Below are 25,474 nucleotides of genomic sequence, written 5' to 3'. Positions count from 1 at the left end.
GAGGTTGCCAAGGCCGTCGATCTTCCTTAATCCTAGGGATCGCCGAAGCCGTCAAGATCGCGTAGCCGATTATGGATGGCAGTTGCGGCGATGGCGGCTTGGCCGCAGGCGACGCTGATCTGATCGAGGCCCTGCACCACGTCTCCGGCAGCGTAAAGACCCTCCACATTCGTCATCTGATGCGAATCGACGGGAATGCATCCCTGACTTGAGAGAGAACCTCCCAAAGACAAAAACAGGTCCGTGTTGCTGCTGGAGCCCAACGCCGGATAGAGGGTGTCGAACCGGAGGCGCGCGCCGGACGCGGTTTGGATGAGTATTTTGGCTTGATCGACGGTCAGGCAAGCGACGGGCTGTTTGATGAGCGAAATGCCTGCGGCTGCAAGCTGTGTCGAACTGCGGTCATCTATTGCTGAAGGATCACAAAAGAGCGTTACATCCTGGCTGTACGTGCGCAGAAACAACGCCTCGCGTACGCCGTGGGGCCCCCTGCCCAATACGACAATTTTTTGGTCTTTGGCTTCAAAGCCGTCGCAAATGGGACAATAGCGGATAAGTCCGGCTGCAACGGCATCGCGGTGGATCTGCGCACCCATGTCAGGCTGGTGATTGACAACGCCCGTTGCCAAAAGAAGCGTCCGCGCCGCTGCAGCTTCTTTGGCGAGTTCGACCAGAAATCCCTGGTCGATCCGCGCAAGAGCGATCGCCTTGTCGGCTAGGATTTCGCTGCCCAAAGACGTGAGATGCTCTCTCATGCGCCCCAAAATCTCTGTGCCGCTGATGCCGGCAGGGAAAAGCGGCTGATTATGTGAAACCGGAATCCATGCGGCTCGGCTTTCGCCCGCGTCAATCACGCAGACCCTGCGTCGAAATCGCGCCAGATAAAGTGCAGCAGTCAGCCCGGCCGGACCGCCACCGACGACGATGCAATCAAGCAACGGGCCGGTCATATTGCACGAGGTGCGCTGGAGGATGACACGGGCCGGATCTCAGTTGTTCGACACAACCTCAACCATATCAGGTCGAACATACCGCTGCCGAGCATCGCAAACATAGGGAACATCGTCGTTGCTATATGAAGATCTGGCTTGCCAGCACGATGATCGTCAGCGTGCGCCCGATATTGTTTTTTTCGCAGTAAAGCCACGCAGTATCCGTTTAGAAAGGAGGATGATTCTGAGATCAATCATGGTGGGCGCGGCCGCGACTTCGAGCGGTCTTGTGCCCCACCCACCACGATCCGGGGTTGTGCGATCCCCGCTCCAGCAGGAGGCGTTCTGCCGAAGTTTGCCGGGCTACGAAAGCCCAGCCAGATTAATTCTTTATCATGCTTGCTCGATTTTTGAACACCTCGTTCGGCGGGCTGAGCATTTCGTCTCCTGCCCCGCGGCAAGTATGTGGGTGCTATTCTTTGGAAACCTTCCAGAGCTCCCGCTCCGTAGATAACTGATTAGTCAAACGACGATCCAAGGCCCTCGATCATGCGCTTTACGGATATTGGCGCCCATTGGGACAACTCAGACGGCCTGAGGTGAGCGACCGCCGTGCGAGCGGACCGTTTAACCGACAAGCCACACCAAGCCAAAAACTTTAATTTTCGGTTTCGTCCAGCTTGGCATGAACTATATTTTGGTGCAGATATTCCGGGAAGGTAGTCTAACAGAACCGTTTGGTGGACGAAGCGGCGACGATGCTGACGCTTGTGACCAGATCTTTGCGAGCAAGGGCAGCTTGGCTGCTCGCGGCTTTTTATCTGATTTGCGTCATGTCCCCAGCTCTCACGTTAACTCTTGGGAGCGGAAAAAGCGTCGCTTGTCTTGTCCAGGACAATCATAGCTCTAGTGCCTCCCACATTCATCCGGTTCCATCCGCCGGTGTTCATCACGTTGATGCCGATCCTGCTCAGCAGGAAAGCGACGGAAAAATGTCTGCTGTAGCGGATGCGGCGGACGAACTATCTGCGGGGGACCACGGTTCCGACGATACGCACAGGCATCGCAGCAACCAATGCTGTGGCTTGTCCTGCGTGAGCGCCTTGCCTGCAGCCATGCCCGACGTCGGCCGCCCCGCTGTCCTCACAACGACGCATCAAGCTTTAGTTGTGCAAGTTCTGGGGAACAAACCCTCCAAGCCGCTTTATCGACCGCCAATCGCCTGAACTGCGGTTCGAAACTCGCGTAGCGAGCCCGAGGGGCGCGCCTCGCAGTCGTGCATCAATGGTTTGGGAGAATTAGATGGCCGCCGAATTGGAGGCGCCGTTCGCCGGCATGGCGAACGCGGCTCGCTTACGTAAATTCGTGCTCAGGTCTGCGCAAATGCTGCTGATCGGAGGCGGCCTCTCGGGGTGCGCCATTCCTTTGCGCGTAGGACTGGTTTCGCAGGAGGGGCGGCTGACATCGCCTGACAGTCGAATCATGCTGGCTCAAAGCACACCCGCCCAAAGTGACAGCCTGGCACGGGCTGCATGTTCGGTTCCAAGCGAGGCAACGAGGAAAAAAGATGCGTAATGGGGGAACAGTGCGCGCGGCCTGGACGATCAGACGCGCGAGCAGGATGACGTGGCAACGATTGGCAGCCGCAAGCCTGGCTCTGAGCGTTATGGCGTTGGCGGGATGTACTCCGGGATCCTATCTGCTCGTCGGAGCAGATCCGGCCGATCCGGCGGTGCCCGTCGCGCCGGTAGGCTACCGCTCAACCGTTGCGCCTTACACGCATCTTCGCCCGGCCGCACCGAAGGGCTGGCAGGAGCAGAACCAACAAGTCGCGCCAGCGCCGAAGCGGGCTCAATAGGAGAAGCGCGATGTTTAAACGATCAAATGCGATACTTATCCGTCGTGCGATGCCGATGCTGGCGGCGTTCGCAGCCGCGCTGCTTTCCGGATGCGCGGCCTTTTCCCCGGATGCCGGCATGTCTGTCGTTGCAGACGTGGCGCAGGGCACCATCAAGAAAGACGTCGTTGCGATCCGCACGCCGCAAGACGCAGAATGGGCACACGACAACGTGCGCCGGCTGTTGCGACGCGGCCTGACCGTGGACACCGCCGTTCAGATCGCCTTATTGAACAATCGCGGATTGCAGGCAGCCTACAATGAACTTGCGATCGCAGAGGCGGATCTTGTTCAGGACAGTCTGCCTCCTAATCCAACCTTCTCGATTACGCGGATAGCGGGCGATGGAGCGCTCGAAATCGAGCGCCAGATCGTCGGCGATATACTGGCGCTCGCGACACTACCGTTCCGTTCCGAAATCGCTCGCCAACGTTTTCAGGCCGCGCAACTGCGGGCCGCCGAAGAAACGCTCAGGCTCGCGGCGGAGGTCAGACGAGCCTATTATCGGGCGCTCGCCGCCAATGAACTCGTCGGTTTGTTCACCGAGGCGAAATCTACGGCTGAGGCAACCGCGCAGCTCGCGCTCAAACTCGGCCAGACCGGCGCGATGAACAAGCTCGACCAGGCCCGGGAACAGGCGTTCTATGCCGAAACTGCGGCAGAGTTGGCAACTCTTCGCCAGGAGGCAACATCCTCGCGCGAACGCCTGGTGCGCCTCCTGGGATTGTGGGACGGCGATTTGGGCTTCCACCTGCCGGGTAAGCTACCTATCTTACCAGCGCGGCCCTTGTCTCTGCCCTTTATCGAAGTTGATGCGGTCACCCATCGTCTCGATCTCCAAATTGCGCGGATCGAGCTGGCTGCTCTGGCAAAGTCCCTTGCGCTGACGAATGCGACACGGTTCATCACGGTTCTTGATGCTGCAGGCATCGACCGCAAGACGCGTGATCCCGACGGAACTCCGTTCCGGGAACGTGGCTTTGACGTGCAGTTCCAGATTCCGATCTTCGACGGCGGCGAGGTTCGTGTTCGACGCGCGCTCGAAACCTACAATGAAGCGTTTAATTTGGTGACGGAAAAAGCTGTCAACGTCCGCTCCGAGGCGCGAGAGGCCTATCGAGTCTATCGATCGAGTTACGATATCGCGGGCCATTATCAACGCGAAGTCTTGCCGCTCCGGAAAATCATCTCAGACGAGATGCAGCTCCGCTTTTCGAGCATGCAGGTCGATATTTTCACGGTTCTGCAAGAGGCCCGCCAGCGGCTGGTGGCGATGCGGGCCGCGATTGAAGCCAAACGAGAGTTTTGGCTGGCAAAGGCCGAACTACAAACGGCCGTCAATGGTGGGGGCAGCGCAGAGACGCGTCGGCAGACACGTCCTTCTATCACGCAAGCGAACGCAGCTACCAACTGAGTGGAGACACAGTCATGCTATCCCGAAGAGGTCTTTTGACAGCTACCGCCGCGATCAGCGCAAGCGCTGTCAGCGGGCGGGTTCAGGCCGCGAGCATTCCCGAAGCGCCGACCATGGACAAAGCCGTGATGCAGCCGCCGCTGCGTCCCTCGAGTGGACCCGATTACAATCCGGTCGTCACTCTCAACGGCTGGACGCTGCCTTGGCGCATGAACGGCGATTGGAAGGAATTCCATCTCGTCGCCGAGCCGGTCGTTCGGGAATTTGCCGAAGGGATGAAGGTTCATTTGTGGGGCTATAACGGTCAATCCCCCGGCCCCACCATCGAGGCGGTCGAGGGCGACAAACTGCGCATTTTCGTCACCAACAAACTCCCGGAACAGACGACCATTCATTGGCATGGCGTGCTTTTGCCCAACGGCATGGACGGCGTCGGCGGGCTCAATCAGCCCCACATTCCGCCGGGCAAAACCTTTGTCTACGAATTCCAGATGAAGCACAGCGGGACGTTTATGTATCATCCGCACTCGGACGAAATGGTCCAGATGGCGATGGGCATGATGGGGATGATCGTCGTGCATCCACGCGATCCCAGTTTCCGCCCAGTCGATCGCGACTTCGTGTTCATCATGAGCACCTATCTCGTCGATCCCGGCACGTACCTGCCGAAGATCACGGAGATGACCGACTTCAATATGTGGACCTGGAACAGCCGTGTGTTTCCGGGCATCGATCCGCTGGCCGTCCGGCTGAACGACAAAGTGCGGGTTCGCATCGGCAACCTCACCATGACGAACCATCCCATCCACCTTCACGGACATAGCTTTGCCGTAAGCTGCACCGACGGAGGCTGGGTGCCGGAAAGCGCGCAGTGGCCGGAAACGACGATCGACGTACCGGTCGGTGCCATCCGCGCTTTTGATGTTGTCGCCGACAATCCCGGTGACTGGGCATTTCACTGCCACAAGTCGCACCACACCATGAATGCGATGGGGCACGATGTGCGCAATTTGATCGGTGTGTCGAAAAAGGATCTCGCAAGAGCCGTCGGAAAGCTCGCGCCAGATGCGATGGTGATGGGATCGACCGGCATGGCAATGGGCGAAATGGAGATGCCGATGCCCGATAACACCTTGATGATGATGACCGGCTCCGGTCAATTCGGTCCGATCGAGATGGGCGGCATGTTCACGGTCATGAAGATACGTGAAGACTTGGCGCGTGACGATTACAAGGATCCGGGCCCCTACAAATATCCCGCCGGTACCGTCTCCTATGAGGTCGACGCGCCGTCGCAGCCCCCTGTTCGCAAGGACAAGCCAGCGGGGGCTCCGAAAGAGGGCGACATGAAGGCTATGAAAGGCATGAAGGGAATGAAAGGCATGTAGTTTTTTGGGAAACAAGGCCGCTTCAACCAACAACACGGGGAACAAGATCATGAAACACGCAACGCTCACTTTGATCGCTTTCGCCGCGGTGACGTCCATCTCCGCAACCGCTTGGGCAGGCGAAGGTCCTAAGGGCCACAGCCACGACGAATCGTTTTCGGCCGGCGAACCCGGCGATCCTCAGAAGCCGGCCCGCGCCGTGCAGGTCACGATGGGCGAGATGGACGGCAAGATGATGTTCATGCCGACGAAGATCGATGTGAAAAAGGGCGAACAGATCAAGTTCGTCCTGCGCAACAACGGTGAACTCGAACATGAATTCGTGCTTGCCACGACCGCCGAGAACCTCAAGCACGCCGAAGCCATGAAGAAGAACCCCGACATGGAGCACGATGATCCGAACGCAAAGCGGCTCGCGCCAAAAAAGGCCAACGAGATGGTCTGGAAGTTTACCAAAGCCGGCGAGTTCGAGTATTCGTGTCTGATTCCCGGCCATAGGGACTCTGGCATGGTCGGCACCGTGACCGTGAAGTAATCCTACGTGATTTCAATCCCATAAGAATTGGAGTTCACATGAGAAGCCTGAAGATTGCCGTTCTCCTGACCTTGATCGTCCCTTTCGGGTCGGCATTCGCTGACAACCCCGTGGTCAAGGGCGAGGTCAAGAATATCGATGCTGCCGCCGGCAAAATCACTCTCAAGCACGGGGCGATCAAAAACCTTGAAATGGACGCAATGACCATGGTGCTGCGCGTGAGCGATCCCGGCATGCTGAAGAACTTGAAGGTTGGCGACAAGGTCAGGTTCGAAGCCGAGCGGGCCCCGGAGGGAGTGACTATCACGAAGATGCAGAAGGCTAAATGACCAGAACTTGCGTTCGCTAACGCGGCGCTAAACGAAGCGGGGCGGCATCAAACGGCAATGCCGACCAAAACAAACGAAGGGAAATTGAAGATGAAACGGAACAAGCTCGCAATGACCGCGCTTGCGCTGACGCTCGCATGGTCGTCCACCGTCGCATTCGCGCAGACCGCGATGGTCAACGGCGAAGTCAAGAAGATTGATGAAGCCGCTGGAAAAATCACGCTCAAGCATGGTCCCATCAAGAACCTCGATATGGACGATGATGGCATGACGATGGTGTTCCGTGTCCAGGATTCGTCGATGCTCAAGCAGGTGAAGGTCGGCGATAAGGTCCAGTTCGAAGCCGAACGGGCCTCAGGAGGCATCACCATCACCAAGCTGCAAAAGGCCAAATGAGGAGTTGGCGGTGCCGCGCCGTAACGGATGCGGCACCGACCTTGGTCACATGCGTGCGTCTCCATTCCTTTGACAGGAGCAGCGATGCCACCTTCGACGGCCAGTTCAGGAACGCTTGCTCGAGAACAGCCCGAACCGCTTTTATTTGATCGCGCCAGGGGCCAACTCACGGGCGCGAGCTCGCTTGTTCGTGCCGCTATCGCCGCGTTGCGGGCGGGATCCGCAGCCACGAAGCCTGTCGGGCACCGAGGTTATGGCATCGGGTGCCGAGTGGTTGGGTCAATCATGGCGCCGCGCGAACTCCTTGTGCGATTGAATGAGGATGCGCTGTTTGCCATGCCATTCTGCGATGCGTATTGGAGCAGGCTACTTAATTGCAGCTATCACTACGAACAAGAGATCGAAGCGCTTTTACGTGTCGCACGCCATGATCGCTATACCTTTGTAGATTGCGGTGCCAATTTTGGCTATTGGTCGATCCTTGCGTCGAGCCGCGCTTTTGGTGTGCAACAGGCGATTGCAATCGAAGCATCCGGACCGAATCTTGGGCAGCTCAAGCGCAATGCAGAACTGAATGGGAATCGCTTTCGCTACTTGCATGCCGCCCTCGCAGGCCGAAGCGGCGACTTTGTCCGTATTCACGGCGCTAGACATGAAAAGTTCGCAACCGTTCCGCTCGCACGAGCAGAGCCGGGGTGCGTCGAGACAGTGTCGCTTGACGGATTAGCCGAGGCCGGGCTGATCGACGCGTCTGTTCCGCTTGTCATCAAGTTGGACGTCGAAGGCGTCGAGATCGAGGCGTTGCGCGGCGCGCGCGGTTTGCTCGCGGGTGATTGCCTCGTGATTTGCGAAGAGCATGGTTCTGATAAGACGCATGCCGTGTCGCGCTATCTGGCGGAACAGACTTCGCTCGAGCGTTTTATCTTCGACGAGGACAATGGCGTCTTCATGCAGCTTGATCAACTCAAGGGTCTTGCACGAATGAAGAAGCATAGCTGGGTCGGATACAACGTCTTCGCGACCTCGAGCGAACACTGGAGCAAGAGGCTTCTTTCCGCAAGCTGGCCACCCAAATGACCGGGCCGGACCAAGGCCGCTTGCACCCGCCCTATGCCAACCATGCCGGGCCACGCCACCCTTTTTGCGTGCGGAAGGCGCGCATCTCCGACGCTGCAGCGATCGCACTGCTGGCTCATGCAGCTGGCGGGGACGTTCTTCAATTTATTCTGGGAGGGCTCAGTCAAAGTGCGGCTGCACTGGATGTTTATCATGAGATGGTCTGCGAACCCGGCGGCATCTACTCATTCGAACGATGTGTGGTCGCCGTCGCCGGCAATGCCGTTGTGGGAATGGCCAATGCATTTCCGGCGGGCCTCATTCACAACGAGTATCCCGTCCGCAGTCCGACCTCTCGCGATGTTCTGCTCAAGCCCCGGTTCGAGCTGAACGATTGGAAAAGCTATCTCCTCAACAACATCTGCGTCGGCCCCGACCATCGTCGTGAGGGCGTCGGAACCGCTCTGTTGAAGGCGGTCGTCCGCGACGCAAGACGCCAGGGGCACGCCTCTCTAACGCTTCATGTATGGGCGGACAATCACGGTGCCGTCGCCTTCTATCGAAGGTTTGGCTTTCGTCAACGCGGCCGCGCCCCGATTCCATGGCACATCGATTTGCCACACGAGGGCGGAAGTTTGCTCATGAAGCTGCCGCTACGTACTGTCCCCGATGTGCCCGCTTTCCAAGACGAGGATCACCCATGATCGCTCTTCCCTATGACTATTTCCTGATCGCCTGGTTCGGGCTCGCTTTTGCGTCCACCGCATACGTCGCCTTCGATCAATTCAACGGCAATCCCGAACCGACGGTGATGAAGTGGGGCTTCATCCTCGTCACGCTCTATATGGGCCCGTTCGGACTGTTGCTCTACGTGCTTGCCGACAAAGAGCCGCGTCCGGGCGAGCATGAGCATTTCACCTCGCCGCTGTGGAAACAGGGCATCGGCAGCACGATCCATTGTGTCGCTGGCGATGCGACCGGAATCATCCTGGCGGCGGCCGTCACAGCCTCTCTGGGATTGCCGATGTGGATCGACCTGATCGTCGAATACATCGCCGGCTTCTCTTTCGGACTGTTCATTTTCCAATCCCTGTTCATGAAAAAGATGATGGGCGGGACCTACTGGGAAAACGTCCGCAAGAGTTTTATGCCCGAATTTATCAGCATGAACGCCATGATGGCGGGCATGGCGCCAACGATGAGCCTGCTGATGATGGGCCGCGACATGCGCGCAATGGACCCGCTCGAATTGATCTTCTGGGCCGTGATGTCGCTCGGCGTCATGGTCGGATTTGCAACCGCCCATCCGTTTAACGTCTGGATGGTGAAGAAAAAGATCAAGCACGGGCTGATGACCGAGCGGGATGAGGGCGGGCAAGGCGGTCCTCGGGGTCACGAAGGGCATGGGGAGGCAAAGGCTCCATCAGCCGCCGGGGGCCATGCGGGGCATGGAGCCGGACAGCAGATGACCAGCGACGCCACCACGCCTCAACTGGCGGCGCTCGCAGGCGTGACATCGTTCCTGCTGATTTCGGGGATGGTTCTGCCGGGCTTCTCGGTCAATCTTCGGCTGAGCTTGCGTGACGTCGATGCCTCCATCATGCCGCCTGGCATGATCAACACGTTCGACCTTCCGGGCGAAGCCATGAAAGACATGGCGGCCGTCAAGCCTAGGAAAGTGACATATGTCGCGCCGAAAGACGCCAAAGGAGATCAAATCCTTCAACCGCGCATCGAGAACGGCGTCAAGGTCTTCGATATCGAAGCGTCCGTCATCCGATGGAATATACTCCCGGACGTCGCAGTGGATGCCTACGCCTACAATCGGCAGGTCCCGGGACCACGACTGCAATTGACGGAGGGCGATCACGTCCGGATCAACCTCCGCAACGCGCTGCCGGAGAGCACGACGATCCATTGGCACGGTCTGATCATCCCCAACGAAATGGATGGACCCGCAAAAATCACGCAAGATCCGGTGCCGCCAGGGGGCTCCTATACCTACGACTTCGAGGTGGGCCAGAGCGGCACGTATTTCTACCATAGCCACGATCATCCAGACCGGCAGCAGGCGCTCGGGCTTTACGGTGCGCTGCTCATCTCGCCGAAGGATCCGTCGACGGAGATTAAGGCGGATCTGGACTACACCATCCAGCTTCAGGAATGGCTGAAGCGGGAGTGGTTGACCTATCCGGCCATGCTGATGGAAGGCGCACTGCCGAACTATTTCACGATCAACGGCAAGGCCTATCCGTCGACTGACACCGTCGCCATGAAGGTCGGCCAGACCATCAAGCTCCGCTTCATCGGCACCAACAACAACTTCGTGCACCCGATGCATGTTCACGGCGGGCCGTTCGAGGTCGTCGCGGTCGATGGCGTCAACCTAAAGGACAGCGCGCGCTATCAGGCCGACACCGTCAACGTCGGTCCGGGGCAGCGCTACGACGTAGTATGGACGGCGCGAAAGCCCGGGAAGTGGCTGGTGCACTGCCACATTCCACATCACACGGCCAATAACAACGTGGAGCAGCATGGCGGCGGCGGGCTGATGCTGGTTCTCGACGTGCGGTAGGAACGATGAACAACGCTTCGACCAAGCTGATGGACGAGGATTTGTCGACCTGCGTCGACGACGGCCTGCGCTGCTACCGGACCTGCCTCGACACGGACGTGAAGCGCGGCCTGGCCGAAGAGGCGAATAGAGTCGCGGCGAAGCACATTCGGCTGATCTTGACATGTGCCGAGATGTGTCGCACCGCCGCACACCTCATGCTGTTGAGATCGCCTCACCACCGCCAACTTTGCGAGGAATGTGCGGCAATCTGCTCGGAGTGTGCGAGGGAATGCGAACGTGTCGGCGGCATGGACGAATGTGCCGAGGCTTGTCGTTTCTGTGCCGATAGCTGCCAGGCGATGGCGATCTGACGATCGACTGCCGTATCCCCTAAACATGTCGCCCACCGCAATGCGAGTAAACACATCGATGAACGTCAATCCTTTTCGCCGTCACAGTGCCAAATCTGCGTGCCGACCGCGGCGATGAACTGCATGACGAATATACCGGTACGAGCGGTGCAGGTGCGTGCTGGCAGGACGCCGGCTGGCGACGGCCGGGACGTGAGGCTTGATCTGTTTCGCGGGCTGGCGAACTGGACGATCTTTCTCGACCACATCCCGAACAATGCGGTCGCTTGGCTAACCACCAGGAACTATGGCTTTAGCGACGCCGCCGATCTCTTTGTCTTCATCTCCGGCTACACGGCGGCCTTGGCCTACTCCAAAGCCATGCGCCGTGACGGCTTTTGGGCAGGTGCAGTCAAACTGATGCGGCGCGTCTGGCAGCTCTATGTGGCGCACATTCTCCTATTTGTGGTCTACGTCGCCGCCATCGGCTGGGTCGCCCAAACCTACCGTCATTCTCACCTCTTGGACGAATTCAACGTCGCCGGTCTCATCGCCAATCCGATTGAATACCTCACTGCGGGATTGCTGCTAAAGTTCAAGCCGTTGAACATGGACGTCCTGCCACTTTACATCGTGCTGATGGCGGTTTTTCCGGTCGTGCTCCGCGCGATGTTGGCGAGGCCCAACACGACGCTCTTTTGCTCGCTCAGCCTGTACGTTTTTGCGCGCCTCTTAGGCTGGAATCTGCCCGCTTGGCCTGAGGGCGTCTGGTATTTCAATCCGTTCGCCTGGCAGCTGCTGTTCGTGCTTGGTGCCTGGTGCGCTCTCGGCGGCGCGAAGCAATTACACTGGTTGCTAACCTCTCCGGCCGTACTGAGGTTCTGTATCCTTTACCTCGTTTTCGCACTCATTGTAGCACTGCCGCAAAATCTGGGTATGCAATCATCCGCCCTCGCCTGGTTGTCAGATGGTTTGGCCATCGACGACAAAACCAATCTTGCGCCGTCACGTCTTCTGCATTTCATTGCGCTGGCTGTTCTTACGATCAGCCTGGTCCCTCGTGACCGACCCTGGCTTCGCAGTCCGCTTCTTCGCCCGATGATGCTCTGCGGACGCCGATCGCTGGAGGTTTTCTGCGTCGGTATTTTCCTGTCGTTCGTCGCTCATTTCTTGCTCGAACTCATCTCCAATTCTTTGCTGATGCAGATCGCGGTGAGCATCGGCGGTATCGCCCTTCTAGCTGCTGTCGCCTGGCTGAGATCTTGGCCGGCCAAGAATAACTCTCCGGGTCCAGGCCCCTCCAGCGCTGGCGCAATCCAATGACCGAACATGCTGCGAGACGGCAGACAATCCCGGCTGCAGTCGCAGGACGGCTGAAGACCGCAGTCTTTCAGCTCCGGGTCAGCGCGGCGCGCCTTGTCTATGATCGCATACTGCGATCCCTCGTCACCGATGTCGAGTGGTGCTGCCGTTTTTACCCTATGCTCGATTCCGATTGTGCAAAGCAGGTGCTTATCGTCGGGCCGCACAGTTTTGCGTTTGCTCTGTCTTTCGCAACCCATTACCCCGAAGTCTGCTTTGTTGCGGTCGAGCCGCAGGGAAGTCAACGGTACACGCGCTCTGCGGGACGCCAGGGCCTCAATAATGTAAACTTTATCGAAGTGCCCGCAGACGCGCCGCTTCCGTTCACGCACGAGGCGTTCGATACGATCATCTGCAATTTCGCGCTGCATCGGCTCATGCCAGCAAACAAAATTGCATTGCTGCGGGGTCTTGCGCCCTTGTTGCGCGCCGACGGTCGTCTCCATGTCGTCGAGCTGGACCGGCCGGCCTCAGTCCGAGAGGGCAAGATGCTCGGTTTTGCAGCCCTGCTTTGGGGAACTGACGCTGTTGCGCCGCATTTTGATGACACCTGGCGCAAATGCCTGCCTCCAGCAGGCCTGCGAGTGCTTGCGCATGATCGGTCATTTTCGATCGTCGCGGGCAGAGTTTCGGTCATAGTGGCCGGCCACAAGCGCAGCGGCGCTAAACCGATGCGAAGAACTCAAAGATAAGGATTGATGGAGTGAGGAAAGTCTTAACTGCGGCGGCTCTGCTCGTCATCGGCGTTGCAATAGGAGCCGTTTTGTTTATCACATCAGGCACATACGACATTGGCGCCGATACGCCCCACTGGGCGCTTACGCGACAGATCATGGAGGTCACGCGCGAGCGCTCAATCGCGGCTCGCGCGACGTCTCTCACCATACCGAATCTATCCGACGAGCAACGGATACTCAAGGGAGCCGGGCAGTATGCCGCAATGTGCGTAAACTGCCATTCGGCGCCCGGCAAACCCGATACCGAATTGGGCGAGGGGCTGTATCCTAAGCCACCGAATCTCTATCAAATGAGCTTGGATGCCAAGACGATATTTTGGGTGACAAAGCACGGAATCAAAATGACGGGAATGCCGGCGTGGGGGCGGACCCACGATGACGATACGATCTGGAACGTTGTGGCGTTCGTCATGAAATTAAAGGGAATGTCCGGCCCACAGTACGAAGACATCGTCGCGAAAGCTCCACCTGACGATGACATGCAAGACATGCCCAATATGCAATCGCAAGGTGGACCCGAAAAGCCCAACAAGGCATCGACCGGCGAAGCTAACAAGCCAACGAGCGAAGCCAACAAATCGTCCAGCGAAGCAAACAAGCCTATGGGTGAAGCGAACAAACCGGCGGGGCACCAGCACTGACCAAGCGTCCCAACTCTCGCAGCGGTGCAAGCAACGTGAGAAGCTTGCACCGCATTCGGACGAGGCTCTGATCGTGGCCTGTACGAGCCCGCTCACCTAGCCTTTCTTATCCTCCTTCTTCTCTTCCTTCTTCATTTTTGCTTGAAGCTCTTTCAAATCCTTTTCATTCTGCTGGAGGGTCTTGCGCGCTTCCTTGGCAGTGTCTGTATCCTTTGTGTTCTTGAGAAGCGCCTCCGACATATCAATCGCTCCCTGATGATGGGCGGCCATGCTCTTCATCCACGCCATCTCGGGGTCGGCGTCCATCATGCCCTCCATCATGGACTTGTTCATCTTGTCCATTGCCGACATTGCGTCCTTCTGGAAAGGGTTCATGTTCTTGTCCGACATGCCCTGCATGCTTTTATCCGACATGCCCTGCATGCTCTTGTCTGACATACCTTGCATGGATCCGCCCGACGCAGGTGCCTGCTGCGCCGCTGCCGGAAGGCCACCCAAGACCAACAACGTCGCGGCGAATGTGAACTGACCGAGCTTTTTCATCATAAGTTCCTTATTGGGGGTTTCGACACCGCGTGAACCATCCGATGGTGCTCGTGGTTCCAAAGCGAAGCCCAGGCGCTCCTCGGCAGCGCTCAGCCCGGGATTTCGTCCTCCTCATCGGAACTTCCGCCTCGCACGGGCATCTCGAAGTTAGTCGCTACGAACGGCAAAATGCCGACAATTGGTTTAGCCTGCGGCGTTTGGAACGTTTGAAGAGACCTGTCGTTTGCAGGCTCGGAGCGGAGGATGCGGCGGTCGCTGCAGCTCCAGGGCACAGATTTGGAGCACCGGCATGAGCAGAAACCATAAAAACGATCACCGCGGGAACGATGACGCGATAATTCAGACCTTCGATGACTATCAGCTCTATATCGGCGATGGCAGCTCAAACCATTTTTCCGGCCCGAGCAGCGACATGAACATCACATTCGGTCGGGGCGGCAACGATCAACTATCCGGCGCGTCCATGGATGACGATTTGATCGGAGGAGCCGGCAACGATGTCCTCACGGGTGGTGCGGGCGCCGATCATCTTGTCGGCGGTGCCGGCAACGACCGACTGGTTGGCGGGGACCAAGCTGACATGCTGATGGGCGGTCCCGGCAATGATGTTCTCAACGAAGGCGCCGGTCACGGCGATCTGGAAGGCGGGCCGGGCAATGACATGCTGACCGGCGGTCTGGGAGCCGACGCCTTCGTCATCTCCCCAGATAGCGGCAACGATATCATCAAGGATTTCCGCGCCGGGCCCGGAATGTTCGATCATATCGCAGTCATGAATCTCGAACCCGAGCAACTGCGCTTTGCGGATACCAAGGCCGGTGTCCTGATCAGTTGGGATACGGGCAAAGGAGATGGTTCGGTTCTGTTGGAAGGCGTCTACAAGAAAGATCTGGCCCAGGACGACTTCATGTTTACCGACGACCGCCACCTGCTCAATCCGGCGGATGCGCATTCTGATCGTTTCTCCGCTGAGCACTTAGGCACGACCGGCGGCAACGAGGCCGGCCCAGGTCCGACTGGCGCGCCCACCAATGCGTCATTCACCAGTTCTTTTGACGACAACAACGTGAAATTCGGAACTGACGCTCAAAATGACATGCTTCTTGGCACCGCCAAGAACGATTTTTACTTTGGTCTGGGCGGCAACGATTATCTGTCTGGCGGTGCGGGCGACAATCACCTCGACGGCGGGGCCGGTAATGACACCCTCGTCGGAGGATCTGGACAGGACGACCTGCGCGGCGGTGATGGGAACGACAAGCTCTACGGCGGCGCCATGGGCGACAACTTGATGGGCGGAGCCGGTAACGATTATCTCAGCGGAGGTGCGGGGCACGACATGCTGGATGGTGGCGCGGGCAACGACGTCTATAGCGGCGGGGCCGGAGCCGACGCGTTCATTGTCGCGCATGGCAGCGGTAATGATGTTGTGGTGGGTGGCTTTGATCCAGGTCCCGGAGCGTTCGATCACATCGCATTCACCGACATCATGCCAAACGAAGTCAATGTGGCGGATTCTGCCTCGAATCACGGAGATGCTCATACAGGCGTGCTCGTCGCATGGGGCGATGGATCAATTTTCCTGGAAGGCATCGCCAAAGGCCAGATGGCTCAGGATGATTTCATGTTCAACGCCGTCGAAGGCGGGGCGTTTGTTCCTGACCCCCAAATCAGCACGGAAGGAAGCCGCATGCTGTTTCAGAATGGGCACCCCGATTGGCCGATGGCGTGAGGCCTTCCTCCTCCCCTCACGTCGCTCGTGATGCGGGCCATCATGGCTCGCATCACGAGCGTTTTTGTAAGTCATAGACGGTCGCGGAGCACCTTGCCTTGGACATTTTGCGCGATGACAAGGACACATACCGCCCGCAGCTCGTCGCTGCGCTTGTTGGAATCGCCTGCCTGAGTGCGCTGGTCAGCGTGCTGTACCTGACCGGCTCGCTGTATATGCTTGAAGTCTACGACCGTGTTTTGCCGAGCCGAAGCATCCCGACCTTGGTCGGGTTGAGCGTGATCGTCGCCGGACTTTATGCCTTTCAAGGGTTTTTTGATCTGATGCGCTCTCGGCTGCTGGTCCGGCTGGCCGGGGCGGTGGACATGTCGCTTCGCCGAAAAACATACGAGGCGGTCGTGCAGGCGCCACTGGGACCGGCTTCCCGCAGTGAAGGGCTTCAGCCCTTGCGGGACCTCGATCAAATCAGGACGTTTTTGTCGAGCACCGGGCCGGCGGCTCTGTTCGATCTTCCCTGGGTTCCCATCTATGTCCTGTTATGCTTCGCCTTCCACTTCTGGATCGGAGTGGTCGCCTCGATTGGCGCTGTGCTGCTCCTCGCTCTGACGCTGACGACCGAATTGCTGTCCCGCCGGCCAACGCTTCGCTCGGCGAGCGCTGCCGCAGCCGCTATGGATCTCGCTGAAGCTGCGCAAAGAAATGCTGAGGTGCTCAGGGCCATGGGTATGGTTCCGCAAATGGCCGATGTTTGGGAGCAACGGCGCGATGATCATGGGTACAACTACGCCCGCGTCGCTGACGTGGCCGGAGGCTTAGGGGCGATCACGAAGGTCGTCCGCTTAGGCCTTCAGTCGAGCGTGCTGGCCACAGGAGCTTTGCTGGTCATTCAGGGCGAAGCAACAGGCGGTATCATGATCGCAAGTTCAATCCTGCTGGCTCGCGCACTCGCGCCTGTCGAGCTTGCAATCGCCAATTGGAAGGGCTTTGTGGCGGCCCGCCAAAGCTGGAGCCGTTTGCGTATCTTCCTGCTCCGGTCGCCGCAGAAGCGTCCGTCCATTAGGCTGCCCCCGCCACTTCGCGAAATCAGCGTCGACTTTGTCAGCTTGGCGGCTCCGGGAGGAGAACGTTTGTTGCTGCGCGATATCAACTTCTCCCTATCGGCAGGGCAGGTCTTGGCCGTGGTCGGCCCGTCCGGGGCCGGAAAGTCGTCACTTGCGCGCGCGCTCGTCGGAGTGTGGCAGGCGATGAGGGGCAGGATCAGACTTGATGGCGCCCCGCTGGATCAATGGTCGCCCGATCAGCTCGGCCGCCACATAGGTTACCTGCCCCAGGACGTTGAGCTGTTCGAAGGCACCGTCGCCCAGAATATCTCGCGCTTTTCAGCTAGTGCGAACTCGGAAGCGATCATTTCGGCTGCCACGGCTGCCGGGGTTCACAATCTCATATGCTCTCTGCCCGATGGGTATGATACCAATATCGGTCCGCGGGGTACGTCGCTCTCGGCCGGCCAACGCCAGCGCGTTGCGCTTGCGCGCGCTCTTTTCGGCGACCCGTTCCTGGTCGTGCTGGATGAACCAAATTCCAGTTTGGACGCCGACGGCGAGGCGGCGCTGCTGGAGGGCATCCGGCGCGGGCGCGAGAAGGGAATGGCGTTCGTTATCATGGCGCATCGCCAGAGCATCCTAGCCGCTGTGGATCGCATCCTTGTTCTGGGAGCAGGCCAAATGCGGGCGTTTGGCGCAAGGGACGAGGTGCTGAAGGCGTTGCGACAAGGAGTGGAGCCGGCCGATAGAGCAGAGCAACTGCCCCAAAACGCGCGAACGCTTGCACCGCAATCGGGTGCATCGTTACGAATCACGCGGGTGGGCACATGATGGCCAGCTCCGCGGACATGCGTCGTTCAGTTCGTCGTCATCTGCTGTTGAGCTCGTTCGGCGCTGCTCTGCTGATAGGCGGATTTGGTGGCTGGGCTTCTACCACAGAACTCGCTGGCGCCGTTGTCGCCTCAGGATCTTTGGTCGTTCGCTCCAGTGTCAAGAAAGTCCAGCACCCGACGGGCGGCGTCGTCGGAGAGTTACGGGTTCATGAGGGCGACGTCGTCGGCGCGGGAGACGTGCTGATCAGACTCGACGAAACTGTAACGCGTGCAAATCTGGCTGCTGTTGAAAATAGCCTGATGGAATTATATGCGCGACAAGCTCGATTGACTGCCGAGCGCGACGCTTTGGGCACAGTCGAACAACCGTCCTCTCTGCGTGGCTTCTCGGACGCCGCGCGAGCCGCCGAGGTGCTCGCAGGCGAGCGAAGACTGTTCGAGCTGCGCCAAACGGCACGGGCGGGGCAAAAAGCCCAGCTTCGCGAGAAGATCGGCCAAATCACAGAGCAGATCCAGGGCCTGACCGAGCAAATTGCGGGCAAAAAGCAGGAGACCGAGTTGATCAGCCGGGAGCTTGTCGGCGTGCGCGAGCTTTGGGCCAAAAATCTCATTCCGATCCAGCGCGTAACCGCATTAGAGCGGGATGCAGCACGCATCAAGGGAGAGCACGGCCAGCTTGTGGCGTCGACGGCGGAAGCCAAGGGAAAGATGTCTGAAATTGGATTGCAGATCATCCAGGTCGATCAGGATCTTCGAAGCGAGGTTGCAAAGGAGCTTCGCGAAACGGAGGGAAAAGTTGGCGAATTGGTTGAGAAGCGCGTCTCGGCTCAGGATCAGCTCAACCGAATAGATATCCGGGCGCCGCAAAGCGGCATGGTTCATCAGCTCTCGGTCCACACGGTCGGAGGAGTGATCAGCCCAGGCGAGCAGTTGATGCTGATCGTTCCCCAGGCCGACGTCCTCGTGGTCGAGGCCAAGATTGCGCCGAAAGACATTGATGAAATCAGGCTGCAGCAGTCAGCAGTCCTCCGTTTCACTGCCTTTAATCAGCGCACGACGCCCGAAGTTCACGGAACGGTGACGCTGGTGGGAGCCGACGAGATCACGGATGACAAGAGTGGCAAGTCGTATTTCAAGATTCAAATTACACCATCTTCGGAGGAGTTGGTTCGCCTGAAACAGGAGAAGCTCGTACCCGGGATGCCCGTTGAAGCGTTTGTCCAAACCACCTCCAGGACAGCGCTGTCCTATTTCGCAAAACCCATAACCGATCAGGTCACTCGCGCTTTCCGCGAGCAATAAACCAACGGGTCGATATGACTGGCTTGCAGGGGCAGATCGTCAGTCTGCTCAGATTCCGCCGCTGACCTTGATTTGCCGCCCGTCCGTTAAGAGCGGCGAAGTGGATGATGGCGGGGCCCTATGCCCATGCCAAGCGGCCGTTGCGCATCCTGCGCAGGCGGCTGGGCCGTAAGCGACGTCCACGTCCCATTCGCAAAGATTTGGAGGGACGGATTGCAACGCGTTGGCGCCACGGACTGCAAATCCGTTGATCAACGCGTTGCAAATCGTTGAAGTCGCGACTGCGGCGGCAGCTACGGAGAATTAGGAGGTGCGGGCGAACGACCAGGGCAAGAGTTCGTCGATCCGCGACTGCGGGTGACTGGTTGCGATCGCTTCGAGGGTCGCTTTCATCCAGGCGTAGGGCTCCACGCTGTTGATCTTGCAGGTGGCGATGAGCGAAGCTATGCGGGCCCATGAACGGCCACCTTCGTCGTGACCTGCAAATAAACTATTTTTGCGCGTCAGAATCAGCGGTCTGATTTGATTTTCGACGGGGTTAGTGTCCATCTCAACGCGGCCATCGTCGAGAAACAAAGTGAGGCCATCCCAATGGTTCAGCAGATAGGCTATCGCCTTGCCCATCTCGCTGCCCGGCGACAGGCGCGCAGCTTGCTCGCGCAGGAATCTCTCGAGTTCGGCGACGAGCGGCCGTGATCGCTCGTTGCGCGCCTTTTGTCGGATCGCGGCGTCGGAGCCAGGGATCTCCTTCTCGATTGCATAGAGCGCTGCGATGCGCGCGAGGACGGCTTCGGCGATGGGTGAGCCGGCCTTCGGAGTCGCAGCAATGATCTCGCGCCTGGAGTGGGACCAGCATGCGGCCAGCCGCAGCGGCGCGCCGCCTTGACGCTCGAGTCGTGCGAGCCTGTGATAGCCCTGGTATCCATCGACCTGAAGGATGCCGTCGAAGCCGTCGAGGATATGCTCGGCATGTTTGCCACTGCGTCCTGGCGCGTAGTGGTAGACCACGATTGGTGGATCAGCGCCGCCGTGGCCGCGATCGTCGCGCAGGACAGCCCACAGATAGCCGGTCTTGGTCCGGCCCAGGCCCGGATCGAGCACGGGTGCCCTGGTCTCGTCCATGAACAAGCGGCCCGATTGCTTCATCACGACGCTCATACGCTCGATCAGCGGCGGGAGGTGGAAGGCGACCGTTCCCATCCAATCCGTCAGAACGGCGCGATCGATGAGGATGCCATGCCGGGCGAGAACCTGGGACTGACGATAGAGCGGCATGTGCTCGCTGAACCTGGCGACCGCCACCTGCGCCAGCATCGCCTCGGTGGGCAGGCCACCCTCCACCAGATGGGCGGGAGCCGGCGCCTGGCGCACGCCAGCGCATCCTGTCGCGCAGGCGTAGCGCGGTCGCACCGTCTCGACCATGCGATACTGGGCCGGCGTCACGTAGAGGCGTCTGGAGCGATCCTCGCCGATCCGGACCATCCGGCCGCAGCCGCAGGGACACTCGAGGCTCTCGGGTTCGATCACCTGCTCAATGCGCGGCAGGTGCGCGGGAAAGGCGCGGGCGGCGCGGCTGGCCCGGCGGCCCGACGGTGCCGCGCCGGTGCGGCGCGCACGATCGTCCTGGCGCTCCTGGACTTCGGCGATGGCGATCTCGATGTCTTCGAGCACCAGCTGCATCTGATCGGGATTGAACTTCTCCGAGCGTTTGTCGAAGCGTGCGCGCTCGTACTCCTTCACGAGCAGTTCGAGACGGTCGACGATCTGTTTGGACGCAGCCAGTTCGTTCTCGACATGAAGGCGCGCCGTGCGTTCGTCATCAGCGCGACGACGCTCGGCTTCGAGCATCGCTTCCTGCGTGCTGAAGAGCGCTCGCAAATCGGCGGGCAGCGCTGCAAGACGGGCGGGATCAATGGCGGACGGTGACACATCCGCAAGCTATCATCCCGAGGCGCCGTGCGAAACAAATGGTCAGCCCCCGAGTCAGTTCGCCGCAGCTGGTGTTGCGACGATCCATTCGCCCACACGCTTCCAGTTCAGCCCGTCAAACAGCGCTTCGAACTGCACCCGCGTCAGATGCACGACGCCGCCGCTGATCTGCGGCCACTCAAAACGGCCATCGCGACCAAGACGCTTGTAAATTAGAACGAGGCTCGTGCCGTCCCATAGCAAAATCTTCAGCCGGTCGGCGCGCTTCGAACGAAAAACCACAATCAGGCCCGAATGCGGATCGAGCCCGAGCGTGTTATGCACGAGGCCGGTCAACGCGTCGTGCCCGCACCGGCAATCGAGAGGACGTACCGTAAGCACAATCCCCAGTCCCTGCGCCGAAATGGGCTGCGCCGCGCTCGATCGCGGTCACGATCTCCGCGATCCGCACCGCTGACACGTCCGCGTCCGGGCGAACCGAAACCTTGCCAATATCGTAATCTCGCCAGGCCCCACGTTCTTGCCTGACGCCGCTGGATCACTCAACTCGATCGACACGAAATCCGCCGCTTCGTCCGTGACCGATGCGATCCGGCCGGCACGCGCCAATCTGCGCCACGTCGTCAATTCCTGCGCGTTGACGCCATAACGCTGTGCGACATCATATACGCGGGCACCGGGCTTCATGCTCTCGAAAACAGCGCGCCCCTTGGTCTCCGCAGACCACAACCGGCCTCCAGAAAGGGTACGGCGCGCAAGCTTCCCTACAAAACCGTCGGCTTCGGCTTCCTCGCCCGATAGTTCCATCGCCCTCAGTCTCCTCCTGGCTGCCTGATCAACCAAGAATCGCAGACCACAAACCGAGGGGAAACCCATCAATCAAATGGGGACAAAGCTTCGCTTACGCTGGGCCGGATCATCCGCGATATTCGCCGCAAGATCGAAGGTCAGACCGCGCTCGAGAATGCCGTCGCCCTCCCGCTCGGCCGGGCCTCCCAGATCCGCTCGCAGCAGCAGCGCCAGCGCGGCTAGAAGCTTTATTCCTTCCACGCTCCGGAGGTCGAGTGCAATCGGCAAGGGCCAAGGCAGCCGCGCTTACGAGTTCGGTGTCAAAGCCTCTCCCGGCGCTCTATTCGTGCTGCACGCCAGGGCGCTACCAGATAATGCGTACGACGGTCACACCTTGCGGACGTCATCGACCGCACCGAGACACTCACCGGCTGTGCGATCGAGCGGGCCTATGTCGACAAGGGATACCGTGGCCACCACGCGCAAAATCGTCGTCGCGTCTTCATCTCCGGCCAGAAGCGCGGCGTCTTCGGTGTCATCGAGCGCGAGCTGCGCCGCCGCTCGGCCATTGATCATCGGGCACTTGAAGACCGATGGTCACCTCGGCCGCTGCTACCTCAAAGGCCGCCTCGGCGATGCGGCCAACGTCATCCTCTCCCCGTCGGCCACAACTTCCGTCGCATCCTCGCCTGGCCGAGGGCTCTTTGGTGCCTGATCCTGACCACGCTCATCGCGGCCGCCAGCGACCGCTCACAGCTCAAATCGGTTTTCTTAACGGACGACTTCATATGGAGCATGCCGCCCTTTTCATATGTGAGCATGATCCTGAGAAGTCGAAGGGGAACGATCATGCTCAATAAATCATAGCGCGATGACGTTTCATCTCAATCGCACCTCGCTAGGCCGAGCGGTCTCCTGGACTTGGGCGCTCCCTTTCGGTTGATGCTAGATGACGAAGCGGTCCCAACCAGCGTAGTGTTCGCGGGTTCTCTTGCCACGCCGCAGACTAAGAATAGCTAATGCGACACCTAGGAAGACGCTACTCCAGGACGCCGTTCTCGTTGCCCCATCCAGAATCCATGGCGCTGCGATCAGCCAAGCTCCGAAAAGCACGATCAATAGTCGCAGAATACGCGCCACCTCCGCGGTCGCAATAATTGCGACGGTCAGCGTAAGGGCCCCCATCAAATGGTCGCTGTTAGCCATCGCGTTGGTCGTGCCGAAGATAAGTCGGCTGAACATCAGAAACACGGCGATGGCCATGCAGCCAGCGAGATTCCAAGGCACGCAGACGCCCCGCATTGTATCGGTCCAGAATGCGCCCCAGCTCGCCAGCCCATCCGATCGATCCTCTGCCCCGGCATCCACGGCATCGCCCCTAAAGAAAGTGCGAATGAGCGGCTTGCCCCGGCAACTGGACCAGTACAGAAATTGGCCCATCGCGATGACTTCGTCCAATGCGAATGGAATCATGATGAGCATCGCAAGCGCTGCAATAAGTGCTGGCGTGCTCCAGGTCCCGATGACGATGGGCTGGATAATGATGAAGTAGATGCTGATGACGCCCAAGGGAATGACGAGAATGCCGAAGAACGTCACCATCCAGGGCATCGTACGCCAGCGGTCGCGGCCCCCCATGACAGCCATTAAGATTTCAAGCGTATAGGCGACAGCCCCAAGGCCGGCATCCGGAATGGGCCATGCCTTGGAAACAGTAGACGTGATAATCTCCTCGGTGCCGTTCCTTGGATCATTGGGATTGCCGGAAAAGAATGGCTCCCAGACGTGGTCCACATGTCCGAGCTGATATGCCGTCAGCACGCGGGCGATAATCAGGCCAATGAGGCCCATTGCGGCTATAGGCAGCCGCTGTGCGCCCGTGGATGGGCAATAAGTCCAGCCGGGGGGAATTACTTTGGGGTCCATCATGCCGGCCATGCTCATCCCAGGCATCATGGGCACGAGCACCGCGAACGAAATGACCAGCGCTCCTACCAGGAGATCGTTATTGTATTGCGCGGCACTCGGGCTCCAAAACAAGAGGGGCGCGAATAACAGCCATAAACCGACAGCAGCCGCTGCCCATTGCGCCCACCAGGCCGTTCTGCTCGAGAGCGAAAGCGCGCCGAAGCAGGCAATCAAGAGCCCGCTGATCACATCGCTCGCGAGGAGCAAGCTCGTCCGCCACTCGAGCGAAGGCAGGTCCCGGTCCAGAGACACGACGAGAACATTTGTATTGATGCTATCTGCACGCATAGCGTCGTAAACCAGGGGACTGGCAGCCAGCCAAAGACCCAGCCCCACGTTCGCGTAATGCGCCCATCGCGTGCGCCGCTCTTCGTCTTTCATCTTCGACATGTGGTCGTGGCCGCTTCGAGTGGCATGATCCGTCCCATGGTGAGGGGGCGCAGAGGCCTGGGCGGCGCCATGCGCATCCTTCTTTTCATTGCCTGACTGGGCCGGCGCCGGACGCTGTCCGTACCACGCCACGAGCGCGGGATTGAGCTTGTTGGCTTTGTACCATGCGGTCGGATCACGGCGCAGCGCATCGATGATCTTTGGCAATGTCTGTCGCAATGAATGTCGCGGCTGCCAATCCAGCAACTGCCGCGCGCGCGATATATCGAGTACATAGTGAGCGCTTGACTGCTCGACCATCCAGGGCTTGATGAATTGATCATCCCCCAAGACTTCGGTCTGAAGCCACGATCCGGCAAGCGCCAGGGTCTCGGGGACGCGAATAGTCGTCCAATCCTCGCCATGCAGCGCCTCGCCGATGATGTTCTGCACTTCGGCGTAGCCAATCGCATCGGGTTCGCCCACAAGGAGCGGCAATTCGGTGGGAAGGCGATCTCTTCGCTCGATCAGCCGAGCGATCGCGTTCGCTAAGTCATCAAGATGCAGGAAGGACTGCCCGGCGCAAAGCATGCCGGGATAGATATGCGCCGTCGCGCGGTGCTCATAAATTCGCGACACCTGCTCGGCGATGAAAGGTGAATGGCCGAGATCATCGTAAACGCCGGCGATCCGAAGCATGACCACGGGGATGTGACCATGCCGTTCGCGCAGCACCGTCTCGGTTCTGACCTTCGACTCCGGATAGGCCCATGACGGCTCGATCGGAGAGTCTTCCCTGATTTTTGCATCGGGCCGGTCTGTTGCCTTGTAGACAAGCATCGTGCTGGCAAACACGAACTGTTCGACCTGGAATGATTGTAGTGCATCGATCAGGCGATGTGTTCCTTCAACCGTCACCCGTTCATATAGCGGGTTTGGGTCACCCGATATGTCGTAATAAGCTGCCAGGTGCACGACGGAAGCGATCCGCTTTCCGAAACGCCTCTGCAGCTCGTTAAGGCCTGCTTTCACGCTCTCTTCTGACGTCAAGTCGAAGTCGATGACATTCGCTGGAGAGGGAGGGTGAGGGGGGCCCGCACGGTCCAGACCGACTAGCGTATATTGTCGGCCCAAGCGTCCGATAATCCCGCGGCCGATGAATCCACTGGCGCCGGTGATGAGAACGACTGAGCCGCTTTCCTTAATTCCGCCCGATGCCATGTTGCGTCATCTCCAATAGCAAAACCTCGTCTTGCGCCTGCTCAGCGCACAGGAATGCTGCCAGCCAACTCTTCCAATCTTGCGCTGTTCCTTTGACGCTTCGTGGCCAGTGTGTGGCTAAGCGATCACATCCAGCCAGAATCTCCTC

At 59.2% G+C, this 25,474-nt stretch carries 22 protein-coding genes and 1 pseudogene; 17 read left to right on the top strand and 6 right to left on the bottom strand.

Going from position 1 to position 25,474, the window contains the following annotated elements; translation table 11 throughout:
- Window positions 1–32 precede the first annotated feature (32 nt).
- Complete coding sequence (locus AX729_RS20385) at window positions 33–950, bottom strand: NAD(P)/FAD-dependent oxidoreductase (RefSeq protein WP_057198447.1); 918 nt, start codon at window positions 948–950, stop codon at window positions 33–35.
- Between the two features lie 1,284 nt (window positions 951–2,234).
- Here AX729_RS20385 and AX729_RS20380 point away from each other — a divergent pair.
- The 13 genes from AX729_RS20380 to AX729_RS20320 all read left to right on the top strand — a co-directional run bounded on the left by AX729_RS20380 (window position 2,235) and on the right by AX729_RS20320 (window position 13,594).
- Window positions 2,235–2,507, top strand: coding sequence for a hypothetical protein (locus tag AX729_RS20380; RefSeq protein ID WP_057198445.1), 273 nt, complete (start codon window positions 2,235–2,237; stop codon window positions 2,505–2,507).
- Window positions 2,508–2,800: 293 nt separating this feature from the next.
- Complete coding sequence (locus tag AX729_RS20375; protein ID WP_057198443.1) at window positions 2,801–4,243, top strand: TolC family protein; 1,443 nt, start codon at window positions 2,801–2,803, stop codon at window positions 4,241–4,243.
- A gap of 14 nt (window positions 4,244–4,257) precedes the next feature.
- Complete coding sequence (locus AX729_RS20370; protein WP_057198441.1) at window positions 4,258–5,631, top strand: multicopper oxidase family protein; 1,374 nt, start codon at window positions 4,258–4,260, stop codon at window positions 5,629–5,631.
- 49 nt (window positions 5,632–5,680) lie between these two features.
- A complete protein-coding gene (locus tag AX729_RS20365) occupies window positions 5,681–6,166 on the top strand; it encodes a cupredoxin domain-containing protein (protein ID WP_057198459.1) in 486 nt (161 codons plus the stop codon).
- 38 nt (window positions 6,167–6,204) lie between these two features.
- Window positions 6,205–6,495 carry a copper-binding protein gene (locus tag AX729_RS20360; RefSeq protein WP_061026167.1) on the top strand — a complete coding sequence of 97 codons (291 nt, stop codon included), beginning with the start codon at window positions 6,205–6,207 and terminating at the stop codon, window positions 6,493–6,495.
- Window positions 6,496–6,585: 90 nt separating this feature from the next.
- Window positions 6,586–6,891, top strand: coding sequence for a copper-binding protein (locus tag AX729_RS20355; protein WP_057196844.1), 306 nt, complete (start codon window positions 6,586–6,588; stop codon window positions 6,889–6,891).
- A gap of 285 nt (window positions 6,892–7,176) precedes the next feature.
- Window positions 7,177–7,968, top strand: a complete 792-nt coding sequence (locus tag AX729_RS20350; RefSeq protein ID WP_245325290.1) for an FkbM family methyltransferase — start codon at window positions 7,177–7,179, stop codon at window positions 7,966–7,968.
- Window positions 7,965–8,651: a GNAT family N-acetyltransferase gene (locus AX729_RS20345; protein ID WP_082528978.1), complete on the top strand. Its 687-nt coding sequence runs from the start codon at window positions 7,965–7,967 to the stop codon at window positions 8,649–8,651. Before AX729_RS20350 ends, AX729_RS20345 begins: the two co-directional genes overlap by 4 nt.
- Window positions 8,648–10,522: a multicopper oxidase domain-containing protein gene (locus tag AX729_RS20340; RefSeq protein ID WP_057196789.1), complete on the top strand. Its 1,875-nt coding sequence runs from the start codon at window positions 8,648–8,650 to the stop codon at window positions 10,520–10,522. Before AX729_RS20345 ends, AX729_RS20340 begins: the two co-directional genes overlap by 4 nt.
- A 5-nt stretch (window positions 10,523–10,527) precedes the next feature.
- Complete coding sequence (locus AX729_RS20335; RefSeq protein ID WP_245325289.1) at window positions 10,528–10,875, top strand: four-helix bundle copper-binding protein; 348 nt, start codon at window positions 10,528–10,530, stop codon at window positions 10,873–10,875.
- A gap of 123 nt (window positions 10,876–10,998) precedes the next feature.
- Window positions 10,999–12,177: an OpgC family protein gene (locus AX729_RS20330; RefSeq protein ID WP_057196847.1), complete on the top strand. Its 1,179-nt coding sequence runs from the start codon at window positions 10,999–11,001 to the stop codon at window positions 12,175–12,177.
- Window positions 12,174–12,908 (top strand): class I SAM-dependent methyltransferase, encoded by a 735-nt coding sequence (locus AX729_RS20325; RefSeq protein ID WP_057196790.1) that lies wholly within the window; start codon window positions 12,174–12,176, stop codon window positions 12,906–12,908. The genes AX729_RS20330 and AX729_RS20325 overlap by 4 nt, the downstream gene beginning before the upstream one ends.
- 11 nt (window positions 12,909–12,919) lie before the next feature.
- Window positions 12,920–13,594 carry a c-type cytochrome gene (locus AX729_RS20320; RefSeq protein ID WP_063817267.1) on the top strand — a complete coding sequence of 225 codons (675 nt, stop codon included), beginning with the start codon at window positions 12,920–12,922 and terminating at the stop codon, window positions 13,592–13,594.
- Between the two features lie 96 nt (window positions 13,595–13,690).
- On the opposite strand, the gene AX729_RS20315 is transcribed toward AX729_RS20320, so the two are convergent.
- Window positions 13,691–14,137, bottom strand: coding sequence for a DUF305 domain-containing protein (locus tag AX729_RS20315; protein WP_230646625.1), 447 nt, complete (start codon window positions 14,135–14,137; stop codon window positions 13,691–13,693).
- Between the two features lie 292 nt (window positions 14,138–14,429).
- On the opposite strand from AX729_RS20315, the gene AX729_RS41530 reads away from it, so the two are divergent.
- From AX729_RS41530 to AX729_RS20300, 3 genes are all read left to right on the top strand, one after another.
- Complete coding sequence (locus AX729_RS41530; protein WP_057196791.1) at window positions 14,430–15,872, top strand: calcium-binding protein; 1,443 nt, start codon at window positions 14,430–14,432, stop codon at window positions 15,870–15,872.
- A gap of 98 nt (window positions 15,873–15,970) precedes the next feature.
- Window positions 15,971–17,746: a type I secretion system permease/ATPase gene (locus AX729_RS20305; RefSeq protein ID WP_063817266.1), complete on the top strand. Its 1,776-nt coding sequence runs from the start codon at window positions 15,971–15,973 to the stop codon at window positions 17,744–17,746.
- The gene (locus AX729_RS20300; protein ID WP_057196792.1) at window positions 17,743–19,050 is read left to right on the top strand and encodes an HlyD family type I secretion periplasmic adaptor subunit; all 1,308 of its coding nucleotides are present in this window, start codon (window positions 17,743–17,745) and stop codon (window positions 19,048–19,050) included. The genes AX729_RS20305 and AX729_RS20300 overlap by 4 nt, the downstream gene beginning before the upstream one ends.
- Window positions 19,051–19,353: 303 nt before the next feature.
- On the opposite strand, the gene tnpC is transcribed toward AX729_RS20300, so the two are convergent.
- The 3 genes from tnpC to AX729_RS20285 all read right to left on the bottom strand — a co-directional run bounded on the left by tnpC (window position 19,354) and on the right by AX729_RS20285 (window position 21,786).
- Complete coding sequence (gene tnpC, locus AX729_RS20295; RefSeq protein ID WP_502686912.1) at window positions 19,354–20,898, bottom strand: IS66 family transposase; 1,545 nt, start codon at window positions 20,896–20,898, stop codon at window positions 19,354–19,356.
- 135 nt (window positions 20,899–21,033) lie between these two features.
- Window positions 21,034–21,360: an IS66 family insertion sequence element accessory protein TnpB gene (tnpB, locus tag AX729_RS20290; protein WP_162250059.1), complete on the bottom strand. Its 327-nt coding sequence runs from the start codon at window positions 21,358–21,360 to the stop codon at window positions 21,034–21,036.
- Between the two features lie 48 nt (window positions 21,361–21,408).
- On the bottom strand, window positions 21,409–21,786 hold the full coding sequence (locus tag AX729_RS20285) for a transposase (protein ID WP_057196849.1): 378 nt from the start codon (window positions 21,784–21,786) through the stop codon (window positions 21,409–21,411).
- 99 nt (window positions 21,787–21,885) lie between these two features.
- Between AX729_RS20285 and AX729_RS20280 the strand changes: the two are divergent.
- Window positions 21,886–22,497: pseudogene (locus tag AX729_RS20280) on the top strand (transposase family protein); the annotation flags it as partial.
- A 216-nt stretch (window positions 22,498–22,713) separates the two neighbouring features.
- Here AX729_RS20280 and AX729_RS20275 read toward each other — a convergent pair.
- On the bottom strand, window positions 22,714–25,326 hold the full coding sequence (locus AX729_RS20275; protein ID WP_057196798.1) for an NAD-dependent epimerase/dehydratase family protein: 2,613 nt from the start codon (window positions 25,324–25,326) through the stop codon (window positions 22,714–22,716).
- Window positions 25,327–25,474: the final 148 nt, after the last annotated feature.

The organism is Bradyrhizobium sp. CCH5-F6, assembly GCF_001556045.1.
GTDB lineage: Bacteria > Pseudomonadota > Alphaproteobacteria > Rhizobiales > Xanthobacteraceae > Bradyrhizobium.
Note: the sequence above shows the minus strand (reverse complement) of the source record. Positions and strands in the feature narration are given on the sequence as shown.